The organism is Falsiroseomonas sp. (assembly GCF_051859025.1).
Classification (GTDB): domain Bacteria; phylum Pseudomonadota; class Alphaproteobacteria; order Acetobacterales; family Acetobacteraceae; genus Falsiroseomonas.
Genome location: NZ_JBHYGL010000013.1, coordinates 39335 through 61343, shown reverse-complemented (window position 1 = coordinate 61343; position 22009 = coordinate 39335). Strand labels below are relative to the sequence as shown.

Here is a 22009-nt window from a genome sequence, read left to right as displayed (position 1 = left end):
CCCTACCCCCCCACCGCCGCCCGCCGGCCGCCTTCCTCCCCCAGCACCGCCCGCGTCGCGGCGGCCAGGGCCTCGATCCGGTAGGGCTTGGGCAGCAGCGCGATGCCTTCCGTCTCCGCATCCCGCTTGGCGGCGGCGGCATAGGCGGTGGTCAGCAGCACCGGCAATCGGGGGCGGCGGCGGCGTACCTCCCGCGCCAGTTCCACGCCATTCATCCCGCCGGGCATCATCACGTCGCTGAACACGAGGTCCACCGGGCGGTGATCCGCCAGCGCGCCCAGCGCCGCGGCGGCGCTGGCGGCGCGGGTCACGGTGAAGCCGATCTGTGACAGCATCTCCTGCACCAGGGCCGCGACCTCGTCATCATCCTCCACCAGCAGGACATGCCCCGCGAGGCCCCCGGCCGGCACTTCCACCGCCGCGGCGGTGTCATCCTCGGCGGGCTGGCGATGCGACCGCGGCAGCAGCAGCGCGATGGCGGAACCCTGGCCCAGCGCCGTCTCGATCCTGACCGTGCCGCCGGATTGCCGCGCGAAGCCATAGACCTGCGCGAGGCCGAGACCCGATCCCTTGCCGATGTCCTTGGTGGTGAAGAACGGCTCGAAGACCCGCGCCACCACCTCCGGCGCCATGCCCGTTCCGCTGTCGATGACGGACAGCTTCACCACGTCGCCGCGCAGTTCCGGCTCCTCCAGCCCCGCCACATTCTCCGCCCGGATGGTGATGGTGCCGCCGGCGGGCATGGCGTCCCGCGCATTGACCGACAAATTGAGGATCGACAGCTCCAGCTCCCCCGGGTCGATCTCCACGGGCCAGAGGCTGGGCGGGAAATCGAGCGCGACATGCACGTCGCCGCGCAGGCTGCGGTCCAGCAATTCCCGCATGCCGCCGATATGGCGCCGCAGATCCACGGGCTCCGGCTGCAGCGCCTGGCGGCGGGAGAAGGCGAGGAGCTGGCGCGTCAGCCCCGCGCCGCGCATCGCGGCCTGGCGCATGCCATCCATCAGCAGGCGCCGGCGGTTCGGGTCCGCCTGGCGGTCCAGCATGTCGAGCCCGCCGGTGATGACCATCAGCAGGTTGTTGAAGTCATGCGCGACGCCGCCGGTCAGCTGGCCCATCGCCTCGATCTTCTGGGCGTGGCGCAGCGATTCCGCGATGCGTTCGCGTTCCGCGATCTGGTGGCGGAGCGCGGCATTCGCCTGTTCCAGCTCCCGCGTCCGGGCGGCGATCAGGCCTTCCAGTTCGCGGGCGGCGCGGGCCTGTTCGGCCAAATGGGCGCGCAGCTCATATTGGCGCCGGCGGGCGCGCAGCGCGGCCTGGATGGTGCTGGTCAGCGTGATGGCCTGCACAGGGCGTTCCAGCAGCGACACGTTGCGCAGCGCCGCCACCAGCCGGGCGCGGCCGGCGACGACAGCGGGCCCTTCCCGGTGGCTGGTCAGCACCACGAAGGGCAGGTCGGACCAGGGCGGCTGGCGGCGCACCCAGGCGACGAGCGCATCCGTGGGCGCGTTGAACAGCGCTTCCTCCGCCACGAAGGCGGCATCCGCCCCTTCCTCCAGCCCCAGCACCAGGCCGGGCAGGTCGGCGCATTCGCGCGCGCGCAGCCCGGCGCGGCGGAACAGCTCCGCCGATGCCGCGCCGTCCCGCCCCGTGGGTGCGAGCACCAGCACCGTCCAGGGACGGGCGTCAGAGCCCGGGGTCATCGTCGCGCAGCAGCGGCTCCGCGGTGCCGACATAGGTGGGCACGCCGGTGAAGACGCCGCTGAAATCGCGCAGCGGCGGGCCGATGCTGATGCCCCGCGCGCCCAGGCGGAATTCGCGGATCGAGGTCTCATGCGCGCTGCTGCGCTTCTTCACGACCGACAGGGCGCGGCGCACCGAACCCTGGTGTTCGAAATAGCGCAGCAGCAGCACCGAATCCGCGAGGTAGCTGAGGTCCACCGGGCTGTGCATGGGCCCGACCAGCCCGTGCTGCGCCAGCACCAGGATCGTCAGCACGCCGAGCTGCGCGAGGTAGGTCAGCAATTCATGCATCTGCAGGATCAGGAAGCGCTCATCCGGCATGGCGCTGAGGTAGCCGTTCAGGCTGTCGATCACGATGATGCGCGCGTGCTCCACCTCCACCGCCTGGCGCACCAGGCTGGCGAATTCGCCGGGTGCCAGTTCCGCCGGGTCGATCTGCTGGATGCGCACCAGCCCCTGGTCCACGCAGGCGCGCAGCGGCAGGCCGAGCGCGCTGGCGCGTGCCATGATGGTGCCCGCGCCCTCATCGAAGGCGTAGAACACCGCGCGTTCGCCGCGCAGCGCCGCCGACACGGCATAGACGATGGCGAGGGAGGATTTCCCCACCCCCGCGGCGCCCAGCAGCAGCGCGTTGGTGCCGCGTTCCAGCCCGCCCCCCAGCATCCGGTCCAGCACAGGAACGCCGGATGGCGTGGCTTCGCTGCTGAAGGTGGCGTGGTGTTCTGCCGCCACCAGGCGCGGGTGGATCGCCAGCCCGCCCCGGCGGATGGTGAAGTCGTGGAAGCCGCCGCGGAAGGGGATGCCGCGCATCTTCACCACGCGCAGCCGCCTGCGGTCGCCCCCGTAATCCACCGCCGCCTGGTCCAGCATGACGACGCCATGCGCGATGGAATGCAGTTGCAGATCGTCCCGCTGCGACGACAGATCATCCAGCATCAGCACGGTGCAGGCGCGCGACGCGAAGAAATGCTTCACCGCCAGGATCTGCCGGCGGTAGCGCAGCGAATTCTGCGCCAGCAGCCGCAGTTCCGACAGGCTGTCGAAGACCACGCGCTTCGGGTTGATCGCTGCCACCCTCTCGAAGATCAGGCGCGTCGTCTCGCCGAGTTCGACCTCCGCGGGGTGGAAGACCGTGAGTTCGCGATCGGGGTCGAGGCTGGCTTCCGGCGGCACCAGTTCGAAGACCGTGATGCCGCGCAGCGACCAGCCATGGCGCTTGGCGACCAGGCGCAATTCGCGTTCCGTCTCCGAGAGGGAGATGTAGAGCGTCGCCTCCCCCAGCCGCGCGCCTTCCAGCAGGAATTGCAGCGCGAGCGTCGTCTTGCCCGCGCCGGGGCGACCCTCGACGAGGTAGAGGCGATCGGGGTCGAAGCCGCCGCCCAGGATATCGTCCAGCCCCGCGCTGCCGGTGGAGATGCGGGGGGGATCCTCCTCCCCGCTCTCGGGGTCGTCACGCACGTCGCTCATGCACCACTCCCGCGGCGGGGGCCGGGAGGGGCATCCACCGAGGCTGCATCCTGCGCGGCGCCCTGCCATGAAGGGAGGGCGCGGGCGATCACGGCTGCGATGGAACCGGGCCGCTTCGGCCCGGCGGGCTACACGGGTGCGAGAGGGTGGAACACCGCCGGTTGCCATTCGACCGTGACGGCATCGCCCGGCGCCACGATCCCGCCTTCCAGCACCACCGCCATCACGCCGGATTTGCGGATCAGCGACCCATCCGCGGCGCGGCCGAGCACCGCCTTCATCAGGCCGGGCTGGAAGGCATCGATCTGGTGGCAGGGGTTACGCAGGCCCGTCACCTCCACCAGCGCCGTCGGGCCGAGGCGAAGCCGCGCGCCGGTCGGCAGGGCCAGCAGGTCGATCCCCCGCGTGGTGACGTTCTCCCCCATCTCGGCAGGGGCGACGCTGAACCCGGCCTCGGCCAGTTCGTCGAAGAGTTCGGCGTGGATGAGGTGAAGCTGGCGGAGGTTGGGCACCGTCGGGTCCCGCGCGACGCGGGAGCGGTGCTTCACCGTGACGCCCGCATGGGCATCGCCTTCCACGCCGAGGCCCCCCAGCAGCGTGATGGCGGGGACGGGCTGCTTGCTGAAGCGGTGGGTTCCGTCGCGCGCGACGCAGACGACGCGCATCAGAAGCGCTTCAGCAGGCGGTCGATGTAGTCCAGCTCCTCCTGCGGCCGGCCGCGTTCGGCGCCGCGCTTGCGGAGCTCCTCCTGGATGCGGCGGGTGCGCAGCAGCTCGGCCTCATCCGGCACGCGGGTGTCGCTGCCATTGTCCTGGGCGCCGGGGGCTTCGCGGGTGCGCCGGCCGAGGGGATCGCGGCCCGGGCCCTGGTCCTGCGCCTGGTCCTGGCCCTGACCCTCGCCCTGCCCTTCGCCCATCATCTCGCCCTCGCCTTCGCCTTCCTCCTCCCCTTCCTGGCCCTGGCCGAACTGGCGCTGCATCTGCTGCGCCATCTGGCGGCTGCCTTCCTGGAGTTCGCGGATGGCGGTCTGCTGGGGCGTGCGGGCGTCGCGGCCCTCGGTGAGGGCTTCCTGCGCGTCGCGCATCGCCTGGTCGGCGCGGCCGAGCGGGGCCGGCACCTCTCCGGTCAGGTCGCCGAATTGCTGCATCACCTCGCCAAGGGCCCGGCGCAGGGCGCGCTGGGTGCGGGCTTCCCGGTTGGCCTCGGCGCGGGCGGCCTCATCGGCCTCGGCGCGCTGCTGCTGGGCCTGCTGTTCCTGCTGGGGGTTGGGGCGGGACCAGGGGGCGCGGTTCTGCAGCTGCTGGGCGCGGCGCTCGGCCTCCCGCCGCTGGGTGTCGGATTCGGCGCGGCGGTGGCCGCTATCCATCATTTCCGTCTGGCGGCGGACCATGTCCTGCACCACGCCCATCTGCTGCTGGCCGCGTTCGCGCTGCTGGCGCTGGCGCTGCTCGGCCTCATTGCGCGGCGTGCGGCCTTCCTCCAGCGCGCGGAGCTGTTCCTCGAGCTCCGCCAATTCGCGCTGCGCGTCCTGGGGGCGGTTCTCCCGGTTCGCTTCCCGCATCCGTTCCATGCGGCGGTCGAGCTCGCGGCGGTCCATCATGCGGTTCTGCGGGTCGAAGGGCATCGCCTCCGCATTCTCCCGCTGGAGGCGTTCCGCCAGCGCCTCCAGGTGGCGGCGGATGGCGTCGCGGAGTTCCTGGATGCGGCGTTCCGTCTCCGCCCGCTGCTCGGGATTCTGTTCCCGGTTTTCCTGCTGTTCGCGGGTGGCCTGTTCCAGCGCCTCCCGCAGCGCGGCGCGGGCCTGTTCCAGCGCGCGGGCGGTGCGTTCCGCGCGGCCTTCCTCCAGCGCCAGCGCGGTTTCCCACATGATCTCCTGCGCCTCCCCCACCGCATCGGGGCGGCGGTCCCGCACCAGGCGGTGGCGGGCGCTGCGGATGGCGAGGTAGGTGGTGGTGTCGTGCTCGAAGGCTTCCGGCGCGGCGGCGATGCGGTCCAGCTCCTGCCGGGCCTCCACGCGCTTGCTGGGGTCGAGGCTCAGCGACTTGCGCAGCGCGATCAGCGCCTGGGCGACGGGGTGGGTGAAGCTGCGCTCCGGCAGGGTCAGCGTCGCGACCTCTGACCGCCCCTCCTGGCCGGCGCCGTCGCGGGCGACCAGCACGACATCGACATCGAGCCCCGCCCAGGGATGGGCGGAAAGGTCGGGGCCGGCGATGCCGCGGGCGCTGCGGGGCTGGCCGCCGGGAAGGCCGATCTCGATCACATGGGGCGCGGCCTGGGGGCGGGGCTTCAGGCGGATCTCGGTGTTCAGAGACGCCACGCCCCAATCATCATCCGTACGCCAGGACAGGCGTAGCGCCAGGCCCCGGGCGGCGCGGGCGGGGGCTTCGGCGAAGCTGGCGGTGGGGGGCTGGTCCGCCTGCACGGTCAGGGTCCAGCCCGCGACCTCGAACCCCTCCCGCCGGATCACCAGGCGGGCGCCGTGGTCGAGCTGCGCCTCCGCGCCCCAGGACCGGCCATCGAGGGCGCGGAAGGGCGTGGAATCGGTGCCGAGCTGCAGTTCCGGCGCGCCGCCGCTGCCGCCGGACAGCGCGACCTGCAACCGGCTGCCCTGCGGCACCGTCACGGGCCCACCGGCGGGGTCCAGGAACAGCGGCGCGGCGCCGGTATAGGCGGGCGGCGTGACCCAGGCCTCCACCCGCAGCGCGGGCGGCGCGGCGGAGACGGCAAAGCCTGGCACCACGGCGCGGCGCAGCCTCTCCGGCGCTTCCGGCCCCGCGATGAAGAGGGAGGCGAGCAGCGCCAGGCCAAGGCCGCAGCGCAGCGCGATCGGGTCGCGCGCCGCAAGGCCAGGGCGGGGGATGCCGACCCGCAGCGCGCGGATGGAGGCGCTCGCGCGCTTGCGATGGGCTTCCCAGACCGCGAGGGAGAGCGCGTCCCCCCCCGCGGGCTTGTCGGCCAGGGCGGCCAGCGGCCGGTGCGGCAGCCCGGAGGCGCGTTCGAGGCGGCGATCCGCCTCCTCCTCCGCCGGCAGCGCCCAGCCCCGGAAGCCGCGCCAGGCGGCGTAGGCGAGCGCGAGGGCGAAGGCGCCGGCCAGGATGGGCCGCGCCCAGTTCGGCAGCAGCAGCGGCAGGCCGAGCAGCGAGAGCGTGACGAACAGCCCCAGCACGCCGAGCGGCGGCCAGAGCGCGGGCCAGAGCCTTTCCCAGGCCAGGGCCAGCCGCGCCAAAGCGCGGCGACGGGGGAGCGTGGCGAGCGGGTCCCGCCCCGTCACGCCAGCCCGCCTGTCATCCAGGAGGGCAGCTTCTGGCCCGCCAGCAGGGCTTCCTGCGTCTGGCGTTCGCGCACCACGGCGAAGCGATCGCCATCCACCAGAATCTCGGCCGCCAGGGGCCGGCTGTTGTAGGTGCTGCTCATCGAAGCGCCGTAGGCCCCCGCATCCAGGAACGCGACAAGGCTACCCGGATCCAGGCTCGGAAGGCCACGATTTCTGGTGAAGGTGTCGCCGGTCTCGCAGATCGGGCCCACCACGTCGCAGGGCGCGATGGCGGCGACGTAGTCGGCGGGGGAGACCGGCACGATGCCGTGCCAGGCATCGTACATGGCCGGGCGCACCAGATCGTTCATCGCGGCATCGACCACGACGAAGCGCCGCTCCGCCCCCGTCTTCTGGAGGATGACCGAGGCCAGCAGCACGCCGGCGGGGCCGCAGATCCAGCGGCCGGGCTCCACCATCAGTTCCACGCCGAGATTGCCGAGGGTGGAGGCGATGGCGCCGGCCAGCGCCGCGGGCGCGGGCGGCGGTTCGTCCCGATAGGGGATGCCAAGGCCGCCGCCGCAATCCACCCGCTCCACCGGCAGGCCCTGGGCGCGCAGCGACCGAACCAGGTCGGCCAGGTGGCCATAGGCGATGCGGTAGGCGGAGACGCCCGCGGTGATCTGGCTGCCGATATGCACGGCGACGCCCACGGGCCGGATGCCGGGCAGCGCGACCATGCGGGCATAGAGGGCGGGGGCGTCGCCGATCGCGATGCCGAACTTGTTCTCCGACTTGCCCGTCGTGATCTTGGCGTGGGTCTTGGCGTCCACGTCGGGGTTCACGCGCAGGGCGACGGGCGCTTCCACGCCCATGGCGGTGGCGATGGCGGAGATCATCTCCACCTCCTCCGCCGATTCGGCGTTGATCTGCTGGATGCCCTCCGCCAGGGCATAGCGGATTTCCGCGAGTGTCTTGCCGACGCCGGAGAAGACGATGTGGTCGGCGGGGATGCCTGCGGCGCGGGCTAGGCGCAGTTCGCCCTCGCTCACCACATCGGCGCCGGCCCCGGCCTCCGCCAGGGTGCGAAGCACGGCCAAATTGGGGTTCGCCTTGACCGCGAAATGCACCTGCGCGTTGGCGCGGGCTTCATCCAGCGCGCCCTGGAGAAGACCCAGGCGGCGGCGCAACGTGCCGGCGGAATAGACCCAGCTGGGGGTGCCATGGGCGCGGGCGATGGCGGCGAGCGGCACGCCATCCATCATCAGCCCCGCGACGGGGTCCATGGTGAGATGCGGGCGCAAGGCCAGCAATTCGGCAAAAGTCGGGTCTTCGCCTGTGGGGGCGGATGCGGGGAGGGCGGCCATGCCCTGATTATTGGGTCCGCCGGCCATTCCGCCAAGCGGCAGCGGCGCGTCAGCGCGGGCGGATCAGGGCCTCGACCGCCATGCCGAGCACCTTCTCCGGCGTCGGCACCCCCGATGACGGCGGCGGCCAGCCCGCGCGCTCCAGCCCCGCCACCCCGTGGGACATCGCCCAGACCTGGAGGCCGAGGAGGCGCGAATAGTCCCTGCCCGCCCCTTCCGGCACGGCGCGGGCGATGGCGGAGACCAGGGCGGTGAAGCTGTTGTTGGTGTCCATCTCCCCTTCCTTCGGCAGGCGCCAGGCGAACATCGCGCTGTAATAGCCCGGTTCTTCCCGCGCGAAGCGGAGGTAGGTGGGGCCCATGGCGGCCAGCCCGCCCTGCTGCCCGGCTTCCCGCATCCGGGCGCCGAATTCGGCGTAGCCGCGCTGCGCCAGTTCCGACAGCAGCGCTTCCTTATCCTTGAAGTGGCGATAGGGCGCGGAGGGGGAGACGCCCGCCAGGCGCGCGGCCTCCGCCAAAGTGAAGCCGTTCGGCCCGCGCTCCGCCACCAGGCGACGCGCGGCTTCCAGCAGCGATTCCTTCAGGTTGCCGTGGTGGTAGCCCCGCCTCGCGGCGAGGTCCGATCCGGCACCGGGCCCGGCACCCGGCAATGTGTTGTTCGATGACATGGAGAGTTACTTAGTAACGCCAAATCACCGGCTCGGATAGCCGCGGGGGTGCGTCACCTGGTCGGCGGGGCCGGGCGGGCGGATGGACCCGGCCCGGCCGCAGGCCCCGAGCGACAGGGCCAGCAGCAGGACCGCAAGGCAGCCGGCGAAACGCCTCATCCCAGTCTCTCCTGCCATTCCGCCGCCATGCGGGCGACATTCGCCGGCGCCGTGCCGCCAAAGCTGGTGCGGGACGCGACGGAGGCCTGCACCGTCAGAACGCCGAAGACGCCGTCATGGATGCGCGGCTCCACCGACTGCATCTCCGCCAGCGTCAGGCCGGCGAGGTCCACGCCCTTCCCTTCCGCCAGCGCGACCAGCCGGCCCGTGACATGGTGGGCATCCCGGAAGGGGAAGCGGAGTTCGCGCACCAGCCAATCCGCCAGGTCCGTAGCGGTGGAGAAGCCGGCGCCGGCGGCATCGGCCAGGCGTTCGACCTGCGGCTTCATGTCCCGCACCATCCCGCCGATGGCGGCCAGGCCGAGCGTCAGGCTCTCCGCCGCGTCGAAGATGCCTTCCTTGTCTTCCTGCATGTCCTTGAAATAGGTCAGCGCGAGGCCCTTCATCACGGTCAGCAGGCCGACGAGCGACCCGATGACGCGCCCGGTCTTGCCGCGAACGAGCTCCGCCGCATCCGGGTTGCGCTTCTGCGGCATGATGGAGCTGCCGGTGGTGAAGGCGTCCGACAGCTTGATGAAGCCGAAATAGGGGTTGGTCCAGATCACGATCTCCTCGGCCAGGCGAGACAGATGCGTGGCGCACATGGCGCAGGCGAAGAGGAATTCGGCGGCGAAGTCGCGGCTGGCCACGCTGTCCAGGCTGTTGCGCGTCGGGCCATCGAAGCCGAGTTCGGCGGCCGTCATGTGCCGGTCGATCGGGAAGCCGGTGCCGCAAAGGGCCGCGGCGCCGAGGGGGCTTTCGTTCAGGCGCCGGCGGCAATCCGCCAGCCGGCCGCGGTCCCGGGACAGCATCTCCACATAGGCCAGCAGATGGTGGCCGAAGGTGGTGGGCTGGGCGGGCTGGAGGTGGGTGAAGCCGGGCATCACGGTCGCGGCATGTTCGGCGGCCCTTGCCACCATCTCCCGCATCACGGCGGCGATCTGGGCGTCCAGCCCATCGATGGCGTCGCGGACCCAGAGGCGGACATCGAGCGCCACCTGGTCGTTCCGGCTGCGGCCGGTGTGGAGGCGCTTGCCGGCCTCCCCGATCCGTTCCGTCAGCCGGGCCTCGATGTTCATATGGATGTCTTCGAGGGCCTCGCTGAAGGGAAAGCGGCCTTCCTCGATCTCCTGCGCGATCCCGGCCAGGCCGGCGCGGATCGCGGCCTCGTCTTCCGCGCTGATGATCCCTACATGGGCGAGCATCTTGGCGTGGGCGAGGCTGCCCGAAATGTCCTGGCGCCACATCTTGCGGTCGAAGCCGATGCTGGCATTGATCTCCCGCATGATGGCGGAGGGGCCCTCGGCGTAGCGGCCACCCCAGAGATCATTGCTGGCGCGCGGTTCGGTCACGGAGGAGGTCTTTCAGTGCAGAGGTTTGTGCGGGGCCGCCGGGCCATCCTGGCCGGGGTGCCGACCCTACTCGCGGCAGGGCTGGGCCGCCAAGCGGGGGCTGGACCCTCCCTAACACCGGTCGCGGGCGCGGACCATGGCCTGTCCCGCCTGCGGGAGACGCCGGAGGGCCGCCCGCTGCCGGAGGGGCTGACCTTCACGGACGCCGAGGGCCGCGTCACCGATTTTTCCGCGTTTCGCGGCAAGGCGTTGGTCGTCAACTTCTGGGCCACCTGGTGCCCGCCCTGCGTGGCGGAGATGCCGGCGCTGGACCGGCTGCATGGCATGGTCGCCCGCGACGGGATCGAGGTGCTGGCCCTGTCGAACGACCGCGGCGGGCGGGCGCAGGTGGAGCCCTTCTACCAGCGCACGGGGCTCCGGCGCCTCGGCATCTGGCTCGACCCCCGCGGTGCGACGGGACGGGCGCTGGAGGTGCGGGTGCTGCCGACGACCCTCATCCTCGACCGGCGGGGGCTTGAGGTCGGGCGCCTGGTGGGCGAAGCCGCCTGGGACCAGCCGGAGGTCGTCGCCGTGATCCGGCGGCTGACGCGCACGCCGGAGCCCACCATTCGAAGCTCGATCGGAACCGATTCCCATGCCTGACGACGCCGCGGTGCCCACGATGTTCGACCAGAAGCTCGACAAGCTGGCGGCGCTGGCCGTGCGCGTCGGGCTGAACCTGCAACCCGGGCAGGAAGTGGTGATGACGGCGCCGGTGGAGGCGCTGCCGCTGGTGCGGCGCATCGCCGCCCATGCCTACCAGGCGGGCGCGACCCTGGTGACGCCGCTGATCGGCGATGACGAGGTGGCGCTGGCCCGCTACCGCCACGCCAACGACGACGCCTTCGACACCGCGCCGGGATGGCTGTTCGAGGGCATGGCCGCGGCCTTCCGCGGCGGTGCGGCGCGCCTCGCGGTTGTCGGGGAGGACCCGACCCTGCTGGCGGGGCAGGACCCGGCCAAGGTGGCCCGCGCCAACCGCGCGCGGAGCATCGCCTATCGCCCGGCGCTGGAACTCATCACCAGCTTCGCCATCAACTGGAACCTGGTGCCCGCCGCGACGCCGGGCTGGGCGCGGGAGGTCTTCCCGGGCGTGCCCGAATCCGAGGCGGTGGCGCGGCTGTGGGACGCGATCTTCATGGCCTGCCGGGTGGACCAGGCGGACCCCGTCGCGGGCTGGGCCGCGCATAACGCGACGCTGCATGCACGGACGAAGTTCCTGAACGGGAAAGACTACGCCGAGCTGCGCTATCGCGGTCCGGGCACGGACCTGGTGATCGGGCTGGCGGACGGGCACCTGTGGGCCGGCGGCGCGGAACCCGCGAAGAACGGGATCATCTGCAACCCCAACATCCCGACCGAGGAAGTCTTCACCACGCCACACAAGCTGCGCGTGAGCGGCACGGTGCGATCCACCAAGCCCCTGGCCTATCAGGGCACGCTGATCGACGACATCCAGGTGCGGTTCGAGGAAGGGCGGATCGTCGAAGCCCATGCCTCCCGCGGCGAAGACGTGCTGCGACGCGTGCTGGAGACGGATGAAGGGGCGGCGCGGCTCGGCGAAGTGGCGCTGGTGCCGCATTCCTCCCCCATCAGTGCCTCGGGCCTGCTGTTCCGCAACACGCTGTTCGACGAGAACGCGGCCAGCCACATCGCCCTCGGCCAGGCCTACACGACCTGCCTGCGGGACAGCGCCGGCGTGCCCATGGACGAGTTGGCGAAGCGGGGGGCGAACGCGTCGCTGATCCATATCGACTGGATGATCGGGAGCGGCGAGATCGACATCGATGGGGTGACGAAGACGGGCAGCGTGGAACCGCTGATGCGGGGGGGGGAGTTCGTGGGGGCGTAGTGCATGGGGAGGGCGGTGCCCTCCCCGGGGACCGGTTGAGGGTGCCGGCGGCTGAGGGGCCGCGAGGGATTTTTCGGTCCCGGAAGGCGCCGGGCGCCGCCGATGCTGGTTGCATCGGCAAGGCCGGCAACGCACCGGGGCCGGAAAAGCACCGCGGCACCGACCCGCCGGTGCCATCAACCGGTCCCTGCCCCACCCACCAGGGGCGTGGCGCCCCTGGACCGTCTTTAAGGGGTTGATACACAACGATTTAGCGGGTTGAGGGCGTTTAGATTTGAGAGGGCCCTGGACGCGCGGCCTGCGGGAACAATGGGTTGCGCGCGGGATCAAGGGGTTACAGGCGGATTTTTTAGGGCTTTTAGCCGAATTAGCACCTTTAGCACCGATTCAGCGGGGCGCTTTTGGACAAAAGGGCGGCCTGATTCGCGGGTTCAAGGAGCGGCCTCGGGCTCGGTGGCGCGAGGCATATGTTCCTATACCGCGGGGCGGGGCGCCGGGTCCAGGGAAATGGGGCGGCGGCGGGGGAGCAGGGCCGTCATGATGCCGAGCGCGGGCAGCCAGGCGACCAGGGCGTAGACGGCCTCGATCCCGATGCGGTCGGCGAGTTCGCCCAGCGCCGCGGCGCCAAGGCCCCCCAGGCCGAAGGAGAAACCGAAGAACATGCCCGAGACCAGGCCGACGCGGCCGGGCAGCAGTTCCTGCGCATAGACCAGGATCGCGGAGAAGGCGGAAGAGGCGATGATGCCGATGATGATGGTGAGCACCACCGTCGCCGTCAGGCCGACATGCGGCAGCGCCAGGGTGAAGGGCAGCACGCCCAGCACCGAAAACCAGATGACGGGGATGCGGCCGAAGCGATCCCCCACCGCGCCGCCGGCGACCGTGCCGCAGACGATCGAGCAGAGGAATATGAAGAGGTAAACCTGCGCTTCCTGCACCGAAGTGCCGAAATGCTGGATCAGGTAGAAGGTGTAGTAGCTGGTCAGGCTGCCCGAATAGATCGTCTTCGAGAACAGCAGCACCACCAGCACCCCGAAGGCGAAGATCACCCGGTTGCGGGAGAGCGGCTGCGCGGTGCTGGCCGCGGCAGCCTTCTTCGCGCGCTGGCCGAGGCGCGCGGCGTACCACCGCCCCACGACGGTGAGGAGCACCATGCCAAGCAGCGCCGCGGCGGAGAACCAGATGATGGCGCCCTGGCCCCTCGGCGCGATGATGAAGGCGGCGAGCAAGGGGCCGATGGCGGAGCCGCAATTGCCGCCGACCTGGAAGAGCGACTGCGCCAGGCCATAGCGGCCACCGGAAGCGAGGCGCGCGACGCGCGACGCCTCCGGATGGAAGACCGCCGATCCCATGCCGATCATCGCCGCGGCGAGCAGGATGATGGGGTAGCTGGCGGCCTGGGAGAGGACGAGCAACCCGATGAGCGTGGAGCCCATGCCGATAGGCAGGGAATAGGGCATCGGGCGCCGGTCACTCCATGCGCCGATCAGGGGCTGCAGGAGGGAGGCGGTGCACTGGAAGGCCAGGGTGATGAGGCCGATCTGGCCGAAATCCAGCGCGTAGTTGGTCTTCAGGATGGGATAGAGGGCCGGCATGAGCGACTGCATCATGTCGTTGAGGAGATGGCAGAGGGATAGGGAGAGGACGATGGGGAAGGTGGTGGGGGTCATTGGCTTGGGCCGTCTCTCACGATCGACGAATCAACAATGGTCCTGTTTCTGGCAGCCGGATAGAGAAGCATTGTTGTTTTTATTGCGATATGATAACATTATGCATAAGCCGCCACAGCAATCAAAATAAATGGCACAAAAAGCCTCAAGATAATCCCGATGAACTCAACGGAAAAATGACGCGCGCCTATTCTTAAGCGTGATCCACAACAGATGCCGTCGGAGGCCAAATGGTTGTACATTTTCTAACGATCGATGAATCTTTAGCCCAGGGTCGCTTCATAGGACCTGCGCGACTCATTCACGAAGCCGCCCAACTCCTTCCCGAGCTTAAACGCCTGCTGCCTTACAAAGACGAATGGCGGAACTGGATCGATTTGATCGAGGGCCATGGCGCGATCATACCCATGTTACGCTGGCGGGTCCCTACGAACCTTCTCCAGTCACTCTGGGATCGACACGACAGGAACAGCCCTCGAGGCACACCCACTAATGCTTCAGTTAGCAGCGATCTGGCAACGCTTGGCAAATTTCACTACGCCAAATCTGCATGGAGCTGGGAGAGCACGCCAGCCGATTCCCTTCACCCACTAGACGACCCCAAAGACGGCATAGAGAATTTTATTGAAATTCCATCTCAGGCACCATGGTGCCCAGACATATACGCCCCCGCACCGATCAAAAGAAAAGATGCCGAAAACATTACATACGATCACCAAAATTGCATTCCGCTTTTCAGACAATGGCAAGCCCTAGCGCTGGTGGAACTGGCGTTAGCGGGCCCTCGAACTTTGGGGGGACTACGACGCCAGGAACTCAAAAATAAATGGCCAAGTCTCGTCGATGGGAAAGACGAATGGGGGAATGACGCGAATTTATCAGGTTTCGACAAACATTTGGCGGCACTTGAGGCTTTATCGTGGAACGCAGCATACAGACAGCGGGCTCTCGTACTAGCAAAAAAAGCTAATCCAGATCTCGGCTTGTTCCAGGGCCTAGGCCGCGGCAAGGATCAGAATGGTGAATTCATTATCCGTGGCGCTGACCGCACCGCATTGATTTTTGCCGAAGAGGAGGTAGCGAAAGAAGCCTTACGGCGCTATGCAGTTGATGCGGACGCACTGCTTGCAGCAGCAAGTTGGCTCGGCTGGCGCGCGCGGTGGAAAGATGAAAGCGGACACCACAAAGTTGCTCGCGCGTACGCTCTACTTATGCGCGAAGCGATCGAGCTGAATATTTCTTTAGGCCACACATTGGATGACACCCTGAAGCGTATGGACGACGGCCAAGACCTGGTGAAACGCTACTTTCCGGTCTGGCGTGATCGCGTGCGATCAGAGTTACACGTCTGGGTAAGCGGCCTCGCACCTGACTTTCTTCAGTTCCCAGCGCAATGCCTACCTGTATTCACCGACTCTCACACAGTTCAGTTTCTTGACTGGCTTGAGGCCGGCGGCTTGTTTGCAGCGCACATGTCGGTGTCCGCCATCGAAGGCTTCGGCCGCAGGGCTGATACCGATGCTGAGGTCGGCGTTGCTGTCCACGTGTCTAGCCTTGCGGCTTGGGTCGAGCACGTTTGCAATGAAGCGTTGGGACCCAATTGGACGGGCGGCAATACGCTACACCCCAAGCTGAAAGGTTGTTGGACAAAACCCTCTTGCAGGCCGATTGATACCGCATTCATGCAGTACGCATTCCCGCCAACGGCATCTTTTCAAGACAAGGTGAACGTCATTCTGACACACCCCCCTTCATCACAGGCAGAATGGATTGCACGAGACGCGCGTTTAACATGGGCGATACGAAACGAGGGCCTCCACCGCGGTTTATACAAACTCCAGCGACGCGAGATGCACGACGCTGCGTGCATTCTTTTGCGAACTGCGATGGGTATTTGGCTAACAACACAGATACCGTGACTTGACGACGGTCCAGGCCCGTCACGGGCCTGGCGGATGGGGTTCGGGGAAGGCGGAGCCTTCACCGATGCGCGTTGGTCGATAGCGCGGCTGCGCAATCCCCCACCCCAACCCTCCCCCGTAAGCGCGGGGGAGGGAGGCACTGCCGTTTCGTAGCTCATCGCTGATCGGTAAGGGGATGGGTTACGCCGCCGATTTGAGAAACGCCGCGCACCGTTCCCCCACCATCAGCGCCGCCGGCTGGATGTTGGGCGAGGGGATTAGCGGGAAGGCGCTCGCATCCGCCACGCGCAGTCCGTCCACGCCCCGCACGCGCAGTTCCGGGTCCAGCACGGCGCGGTCGTCGCTGCCCATGCGGGCGGTGCCGCAGGGGTGGAAGACGGTGCTGGCGGTGGCGCGGATGCTCTCGGCGTAGGCTTCGTCGGTGGTGGCGGCGGGGCCGGGGCGCAACTCCTCCTCGATCAGATCGCGCAGCGGGCCGACAGACGAAATCTTCCGGCAGAGGGCGGCGGCGCCGAGCATCACGCGCCAGTCATTGGGGTGGTCCAGGTAGTTGGCGTGGATCACCGGGTGGTCGGCGGGGTCGGGGCTGCGGAGGGTCAGGGTGCCGCGGCTGTCGGGGCGGCAGGGGCCGTAGTTCAGCATCACGCCGGGCTGGGCGTGCAGGCCCTTCGAGTAGTCGAAGGTCGAGAAGTTGACGAAGAGGAGCTGGGCCTCGGCTTCCTCGGCGCCGGGGGTGATGCGGGCGAAGGCCGTGGCCTCCCCGGCGCCGATGGACAGCGGGCCGGATTGGCGCAGCAGCCAGTCCAGGCCCATGGCGGCCTTTTTCAAATTGCTTTGCAGGATCTCGTTCAGGGTGCCGCAGGGCCTGGTGCGGAAGATGAACTTCGCGATCAAATGGTCCTGCAGGTTGCGGCCGACATCGGGGCTGTGGGCGACGACGGGGATGCCCATCGCCTGCAGCGCGGCGCCGTCCCCGATGCCGGAGAGCATGAGGAGCTTCGGGGTCTCGATCGCGCCCGCCGAGACGACGATGGATCGGGCGGCGCGAAAGGTGCCTTGCGCGGTCTCCACCGCGACCGCCCTGCCCTGCTCGAAGACCAGGCGGTGGGCCTGGATGCCGGTGCGGACTTCCAGATTGGGGCGGGACATGGCGGGGCGGAGGTAGGTGCGGGCGGAGGAGGATCGCCAGCGGCCATCGACGTTGAGCTGGATGGGGCCGGCGCCTTCGATGCTGCCGCCGTTGTTGACGTCGGTGTGGCGGGGCAGGCCGGCGGCGATGCAGCTTTCGATGAAGGCGCGGGGGGCCTCGGCCAGGCGGCGGGGCTCGCCGACCTGGATGGGGCCGTCGCTGCCGCGGGAATCGCTGGGCGGGCCGGCCCAGCTTTCCATGCGGCGGAAGAAGGGGGCGACGTCCTCGTAGCTCCAGCCGCGGGCGCCGGCCTGGGACCAGCGGTCATAATCGTGCGGGCTGCCACGCAGGAAGACCAGGCCGTTGACGGAGCCGGAACCGCCGAGGACCCGGCCGCGGGGCCAGTGGATCTGGCGGTTGCCGAGCTGGGGCTCGGGTTCGGTCATGAAGCGCGGGTCGTATTTCCCGCTGCCGTAGAGCTTGGCGTAGCCGGCGGGGAGGCTGATCCACGGATCCTTGTCGGGCGGGCCTGCCTCCAGCAGGAGGACCCGACATGAGGAATCCTCCGAGAGGCGGGCGGCGACGACGCAGCCGGCGGAGCCGCCGCCGATGACGATGACGTCGGCTGTCATGGCTCCAGCTTCACGCCGGTCCGCTGCACGACCTGGGCGAATTTGGCGAGTTCGGCGCGGAAGAAGGCCTCGGCATCGGACGGCGCGTTGGGGCGGGACCAGGGGTTCACCCCGGCGATGAGGAGGCGTTCGCGGAGCTGCGGTTCGGCGATAGAGGCGCGGATGGCGCGGTTCAGGGACTCGACCACGGCGGGCGGCATGCCCTTGGGACCGATGACGGCGAACCAGTTCTCCAGGTCGAAGCCGGGCAGCGCGGATTCGGCGAGGGTGGGGATATCGGGGAAGGAGGGGAAGCGTTCGAGGCCCGTGACGGCGATGCCGCGGACGCGCCCGTCCCTCACCTGGCCGGCGGCGGAGGCGAGGACGGCGACGCCCCATTGGGTCTCCCCGCGCGCGATGCTTTCGACCATGAGGCCGCCGGAGCGGTAGGGAATGTGGGGGAAGCGGCCGCCCATGTTCATCACGCTGGCCACCATCTCCGCCGACAGATGCGGCATGGAGGCGACGCCGGAGGAGGCGAAGGGCAGGGCCTCGCCCCCTTCGCGGAGGCGGGCGATGGCCTCCTGCGGGGTGCGGGCCTGGAAGCTGGGGGGTGCGACGACGATCATCGGGCCGGTGCCGACGACGGCGATGTGCGTGAAGTCGCCGATCGGGTCGTAGCGCGTGCCGCCCTGCACGGCATTGGGGGCGAGGGCGTGGGAGGAGGCCTCCACCAGCATCAGCATATGGCCATCCGGCGTCTGGCGGCGCAGCCAGTCGGAGGCGATGAGGCCGGCGGCGCCGGGGCGGTTCTCCACCACCACGCGGCCGTTGGGGCCCAGCGCCGGGCCCAGGCGGTCGGCCAGGAGGCGGGAGGTGACGTCGGTGGAGCCGCCGGGGGCGAAGCCGACCGCCAGCGTGATGGTGCGGTCGGGATAGGCGAGCGCGGGGGTGGCCCAGGGGGCTGTCATGGTTGCCGTCAGCGCCAGGCCGAGCAGGGTGCGGCGGAGCATGGTGATGGATCCTCCCGTGTTGTTACGGGAAAGGTCGCGCGGGTGCGTGGCGCGCGCAAGGGTCAGCGGTGGATCGGCACGCGCTGCGCCGTCGCCCATTCCGGCCAGCCCACGAATTTCTCGATGCCGACAAGGATCAGGCAAAGCGCCACGACGGCGAGGATGAGCTTGATCCGCGCCGGGGATGGCGGGTTGCGGAACCATTCGGCGAGGCGGATGAGCAGGCGGGTCATCGGGTCCATGGCGGGCTTATGCCATGGACCCCGGGGCGTGCGTCAGGCGGGATCGTTGATGCCGAGGCGGCGGGCGGTGTCGAGGATGCTGTCCCAGGTGTCGGGCTGGAGGGGGACGCCATTGGCCAGGCGGTCGGCCTTGGTGGTGGCTTCCTTGTCGCCGGGGGCGAGGACGGGGCTGCCGGCCTCCGCGGGGGTGGTGGAGACGACCCAGTCCACATAGGCGCGGCCGGCTTCCTCGAACTCGGCCTGGGTGCCGAAGTGTTTCGGGGAGATGTAGAAGGACAGCATGCCGTTGGCGATGCGGCCGCGGGCGGAGACGGGGCCGGAGGTGCCGCCGCCGGTCAGCGCGCCGGCCAGCATCTCGCACATGAAGGCGAGGCCGCTGCCCTTGTGTTCCCCGAAGGCGCGGATGGCGCCGCTTCCGTTGGAGGGGTTGCGGGGGCCGATGGTGTCGTAGTGGCCATAGAGGGTGTGGGGGTCGCCGGAGAGGGTGCCGTCGGGCTCGATCAGGGCATCGGCGGGCAGCGCCTTGCCGCCGTTGGAGGCGACGAGGACCTTGCCCTCCGCGACCAGGGAGGTGGCGAAGTCGAGGATGAGGGGGCGGCCCGGCAGGGGGACGCCGATGCTGATGGGGGCGGTGGAGAAGCGGCGCTCCGTCCCGCCGAAGGGGGCGACGAGGACGGAGCCCGCGACGTTGACGAAGTGGACGGAGAGGAGGCCGGCCTCGATCGCCATTTCGGAATAGGCGCCGACGCGGCCGATATGGCCGGCGTTGCGCAGGCCGACGACGGCGATGCCGTGCTGTTGCGCACGCTCGATCCCCATGCGGACGGCCTGGGGGGCGACGGTCTGGCCGAAGCCGAAGAGGCCATCGAGCAGCAGGAAACTGCCGCCATCGGTGATGGTCTGGACGGACTGGCCCTTGAGCACGAAGCCGGCCTGGAGCCATTCGACATAGCGCGGCACGCGGGCGACGCCGTGGCTGTCATGGCCTGCGAGGTTGGCATCGAGGAGATGGGTGGAGATGCGATGCGCCTCCGCCTGGTCGCAGCCGGCGGCGGCGAAGATGCGGGTGACGAAATGCTCCACCTTCTCGGCGGGGATGTGGATGTAGTCGGCCATGGCTGCGGTTTCCTCGTTGTGGGGGAAACCTGCACGCGGCGCGGGGGACCGTCCAGCCCGGGGCGCGGTGGCGAAGGCGTCTTCAGTCAATAGGTCAGATGATTGACTTTTTAAATGCTGCATGATGCTGTTGGGCGCGCCCGGACCACGAAGACGGGCCCGCCGGAGGAGAAGCGCCCGATGCCATTCTTCAAGCCGCGTGCCCGCCCCCCCCTGCGTGCCGAGGCAGTGGGCGAGGAAGCCTTCCGCGCCGGACGGCGGCAGTTGCTGGCGCTGGGCTGTGCCTGCTGCGCGGCGATGGCGCTGGCGCCGAACCCGGCCGCGGCGCAATCCCCGCTGGTGCAGCAGCACCTGGCGGCTGCCCGGGCCGCGGCGGGCGATGATCTGCGGGCCTATCTCCGGCTGGGGGAGGTGGCGGCGCCGACACCGGGGCTGCGCAGTGCCTCGCCCGCCGAGTTGCGCGCGATGGCGACGCCTCCGCCGGGCCGGGCCTTCGACAATCTGGCTTTCGTCGGCAGCCGCTGGGTGACCGCCTGGGCGATCACGACCTCGGACGGGATCATCCTGGTGGATGCCATGGACAATGATGCCGATGCCGAGCGCATCCCCGATGCGGGCATGCGGCAGCTGGGCCTGGACCCCGCGCAGATCCGCACGCTGGTGGTCAGCCACGGGCATGGCGACCATTACGGCGGCGCGGGGCACTTCGTGCGCCGCTACGGCAGCCGCGTGGTGTGCAGCGAGGCGGATTGGACGATGATGGAAACCGGCCTGGAGTTCGACCGGCCGGATTGGGGCCGCCCGCCGCGGCGCGACCTTGCCGTGCGGGACGGCGACATGATCCGGCTGGGCGACACGGCGCTGGAGGTGATGATCACGCCCGGGCACACCATGGGCACCGTGACGCTGCTGTTCGATGTGCGCCAGGGCGGGCGGACGCATCGCGCCATGATGTGGGGCGGCACCGCCTTCAACTTCGGTGCGCGGGCCGACCGCATCCCGCGCCTGCAGGGCTACATCGACGCGACGGCCCGCGCGCGGGAGATCGCGGCGCGGCAGAATGTCGAGGTCTTCCTCTCCAACCACAATGTCTATGACGAGGCGGTGGAGAAGCTGGGGCGGATGCGGCCAGGCGCCGCCAACCCCTTCGTCATCGGCGCCGCCGCGACGCAGCGGGCGCTGACCGTGATGCATGAATGCGCGCGGGCGACGATGGCGGCCTGGAGCGCCTGAGCCTTCATTCCGGCCCGGCATTGGAAGGGCCTTGCCGGATGCCCAGGTGAGGGAAGGCCTGACGCCGAAGGGCGCAGGCGGCGTCACGAACGCCATCGTTGCAAGCAAGGGGGGAGGCTCCATCATGAACGGAACCATCGGGAAGCTGACACGGCGCGGCGCGCTGGGTGCGGCGGCGGCCAGCCTCGCCGGCGTGCCGGCCCTGCACGCCCAGGGCGTCACGGCCTGGCCGCAGCGCCCCGTGCGCATCCTGGCGCCCTTCGCGGCCGGCGGCGCGCCGGATGTCGCGATCCGGCTGTTACTGCCGCAGTTGAGCCAGGCCTTCGGCCAGCCCTTCATCGTGGAAAACCGGCCGGGCGCCAGCGGTGCCGTGGCGGCGGAGGCAGCGGCGCGGTCGGCGCCGGATGGGCATACGCTGCTGCTGGCCTCCAATTCCGTGATGGCGATCAACCCCGCGCTGTTCGGCGACCGGCTGAGCTATGCGCCGCTGCGCGACTTCAGGCCGGTGGCGCGCATCGCGCGGCTGCCCTTCTTCCTCTTCGTGCCCGCCGCCTCCCCGGCGCGGGACCTGCCTTCGCTGCTGGCGCTGGCACGGACGGCGCGGGAGCCGCTGACCTATGCGACCAACGGGAACGGCACGGTCGGGCATATCACCACGGAGCAGCTGCGGCGGGCGGCGGGCATCGATCTTCTCCACGTCCCCTACCGGGCCTTTCCCGCCGCCATGGGCGACCTGATCGCGGGCCGCGTCTCCCTGGCGCTGGCGGATTTGACGGTGTTCGGAGCGGCACTGGCGGGCGGGCAGTTGCGGGCGCTGGCCGCGATCGCCGCCACCCGGTCGCGCTTCCTGCCGGATGTGCCCGCGCTGCCGGAAGTCGGGCTGCCGGCGCTGGATGGCAGCGTGTGGTTCGGGCTTTTCGCGCCGGCCGCGACGCCGGGGGAGATCGTGGACCGGCTGGATGCGGAGGTGCGGGGCTGGCTCGCCACGCCGGAAGCGGCGGAGGGCCTCGGCCGGATCAGCCAGGAACCCGCGCCGCTGGACAGCGCGGCGCTGGGGGCGCTGCTGCGGGAGGATACGGCCCGCTACGCCGCCATCATCGCCCAGGCCGGCATCAAGCCCGATTGACAGGACATG

18 protein-coding genes are annotated in these 22009 nt (G+C 69.8%); 5 read left to right on the top strand and 13 right to left on the bottom strand.

What is annotated here, in order from left to right; translation table 11 throughout:
- Positions 1 to 2 precede the first annotated feature (2 nt).
- The 8 genes from ACTIE5_RS14740 to argH all read right to left on the bottom strand — a co-directional run bounded on the left by ACTIE5_RS14740 (position 3) and on the right by argH (position 10047).
- Complete coding sequence (locus tag ACTIE5_RS14740; RefSeq protein WP_439550456.1) at positions 3 to 1703, bottom strand: response regulator; 1701 nt, start codon at positions 1701 to 1703, stop codon at positions 3 to 5.
- Positions 1687 to 3210 carry an ATPase domain-containing protein gene (locus tag ACTIE5_RS14735; RefSeq protein ID WP_439550455.1) on the bottom strand — a complete coding sequence of 508 codons (1524 nt, stop codon included), beginning with the start codon at positions 3208 to 3210 and terminating at the stop codon, positions 1687 to 1689. The genes ACTIE5_RS14740 and ACTIE5_RS14735 overlap by 17 nt, the downstream gene beginning before the upstream one ends.
- Positions 3211 to 3338: 128 nt before the next feature.
- A complete protein-coding gene (locus ACTIE5_RS14730; RefSeq protein WP_439550454.1) occupies positions 3339 to 3875 on the bottom strand; it encodes an MOSC domain-containing protein in 537 nt (178 codons plus the stop codon).
- On the bottom strand, positions 3875 to 6481 hold the full coding sequence (locus tag ACTIE5_RS14725; protein WP_439550453.1) for a TIGR02302 family protein: 2607 nt from the start codon (positions 6479 to 6481) through the stop codon (positions 3875 to 3877). Before ACTIE5_RS14725 ends, ACTIE5_RS14730 begins: the two co-directional genes overlap by 1 nt.
- Positions 6478 to 7830: a diaminopimelate decarboxylase gene (gene lysA, locus ACTIE5_RS14720; RefSeq protein WP_439550452.1), complete on the bottom strand. Its 1353-nt coding sequence runs from the start codon at positions 7828 to 7830 to the stop codon at positions 6478 to 6480. The genes ACTIE5_RS14725 and lysA overlap by 4 nt, the downstream gene beginning before the upstream one ends.
- A gap of 49 nt (positions 7831 to 7879) precedes the next feature.
- Entirely contained in the window at positions 7880 to 8497 is a 618-nt protein-coding gene (locus ACTIE5_RS14715) for a TetR/AcrR family transcriptional regulator (protein ID WP_439550451.1), read from the bottom strand.
- A 24-nt stretch (positions 8498 to 8521) separates the two neighbouring features.
- A complete protein-coding gene (locus tag ACTIE5_RS14710) occupies positions 8522 to 8656 on the bottom strand; it encodes an LPS translocon maturation chaperone LptM (RefSeq protein ID WP_439550450.1) in 135 nt (44 codons plus the stop codon).
- Positions 8653 to 10047, bottom strand: coding sequence for an argininosuccinate lyase (argH, locus tag ACTIE5_RS14705; protein ID WP_439550449.1), 1395 nt, complete (start codon positions 10045 to 10047; stop codon positions 8653 to 8655). Before argH ends, ACTIE5_RS14710 begins: the two co-directional genes overlap by 4 nt.
- Positions 10048 to 10062: 15 nt before the next feature.
- Between argH and ACTIE5_RS14700 the strand changes: the two genes are divergently transcribed.
- Both ACTIE5_RS14700 and ACTIE5_RS14695 read left to right on the top strand, forming a co-directional pair.
- Positions 10063 to 10689, top strand: a complete 627-nt coding sequence (locus ACTIE5_RS14700; protein WP_439550448.1) for a TlpA family protein disulfide reductase — start codon at positions 10063 to 10065, stop codon at positions 10687 to 10689.
- Complete coding sequence (locus tag ACTIE5_RS14695; protein WP_439550447.1) at positions 10682 to 11938, top strand: aminopeptidase; 1257 nt, start codon at positions 10682 to 10684, stop codon at positions 11936 to 11938. The genes ACTIE5_RS14700 and ACTIE5_RS14695 overlap by 8 nt, the downstream gene beginning before the upstream one ends.
- A 473-nt stretch (positions 11939 to 12411) precedes the next feature.
- On the opposite strand, the gene ACTIE5_RS14690 is transcribed toward ACTIE5_RS14695, so the two are convergent.
- A complete protein-coding gene (locus tag ACTIE5_RS14690) occupies positions 12412 to 13608 on the bottom strand; it encodes an MFS transporter (RefSeq protein WP_439550446.1) in 1197 nt (398 codons plus the stop codon).
- Between the two features lie 230 nt (positions 13609 to 13838).
- Here ACTIE5_RS14690 and ACTIE5_RS14685 point away from each other — a divergent pair, with 230 nt between their 5' ends.
- The gene (locus tag ACTIE5_RS14685; protein WP_439550445.1) at positions 13839 to 15527 is read left to right on the top strand and encodes a hypothetical protein; all 1689 of its coding nucleotides are present in this window, start codon (positions 13839 to 13841) and stop codon (positions 15525 to 15527) included.
- A gap of 183 nt (positions 15528 to 15710) precedes the next feature.
- Here ACTIE5_RS14685 and ACTIE5_RS14680 read toward each other — a convergent pair whose 3' ends face one another.
- From ACTIE5_RS14680 to ACTIE5_RS14665, 4 genes are all read right to left on the bottom strand, one after another.
- Entirely contained in the window at positions 15711 to 17291 is a 1581-nt protein-coding gene (locus ACTIE5_RS14680; RefSeq protein WP_439550444.1) for a GMC family oxidoreductase, read from the bottom strand.
- Complete coding sequence (locus ACTIE5_RS14675; protein WP_439550443.1) at positions 17288 to 18283, bottom strand: Bug family tripartite tricarboxylate transporter substrate binding protein; 996 nt, start codon at positions 18281 to 18283, stop codon at positions 17288 to 17290. The genes ACTIE5_RS14680 and ACTIE5_RS14675 overlap by 4 nt, the downstream gene beginning before the upstream one ends.
- Positions 18284 to 18345: 62 nt before the next feature.
- Positions 18346 to 18525, bottom strand: a complete 180-nt coding sequence (locus ACTIE5_RS14670; RefSeq protein ID WP_439550442.1) for a hypothetical protein — start codon at positions 18523 to 18525, stop codon at positions 18346 to 18348.
- Between the two features lie 33 nt (positions 18526 to 18558).
- The gene (locus ACTIE5_RS14665; RefSeq protein ID WP_439550441.1) at positions 18559 to 19641 is read right to left on the bottom strand and encodes a malate/lactate/ureidoglycolate dehydrogenase; all 1083 of its coding nucleotides are present in this window, start codon (positions 19639 to 19641) and stop codon (positions 18559 to 18561) included.
- Between the two features lie 180 nt (positions 19642 to 19821).
- Between ACTIE5_RS14665 and ACTIE5_RS14660 the strand changes: the two genes are divergently transcribed.
- Entirely contained in the window at positions 19822 to 20874 is a 1053-nt protein-coding gene (locus ACTIE5_RS14660; RefSeq protein ID WP_439550440.1) for an MBL fold metallo-hydrolase, read from the top strand.
- 124 nt (positions 20875 to 20998) lie between these two features.
- Entirely contained in the window at positions 20999 to 22000 is a 1002-nt protein-coding gene (locus tag ACTIE5_RS14655; RefSeq protein WP_439550439.1) for a Bug family tripartite tricarboxylate transporter substrate binding protein, read from the top strand.
- The last annotated feature ends 9 nt before the right edge of the window (positions 22001 to 22009 follow it).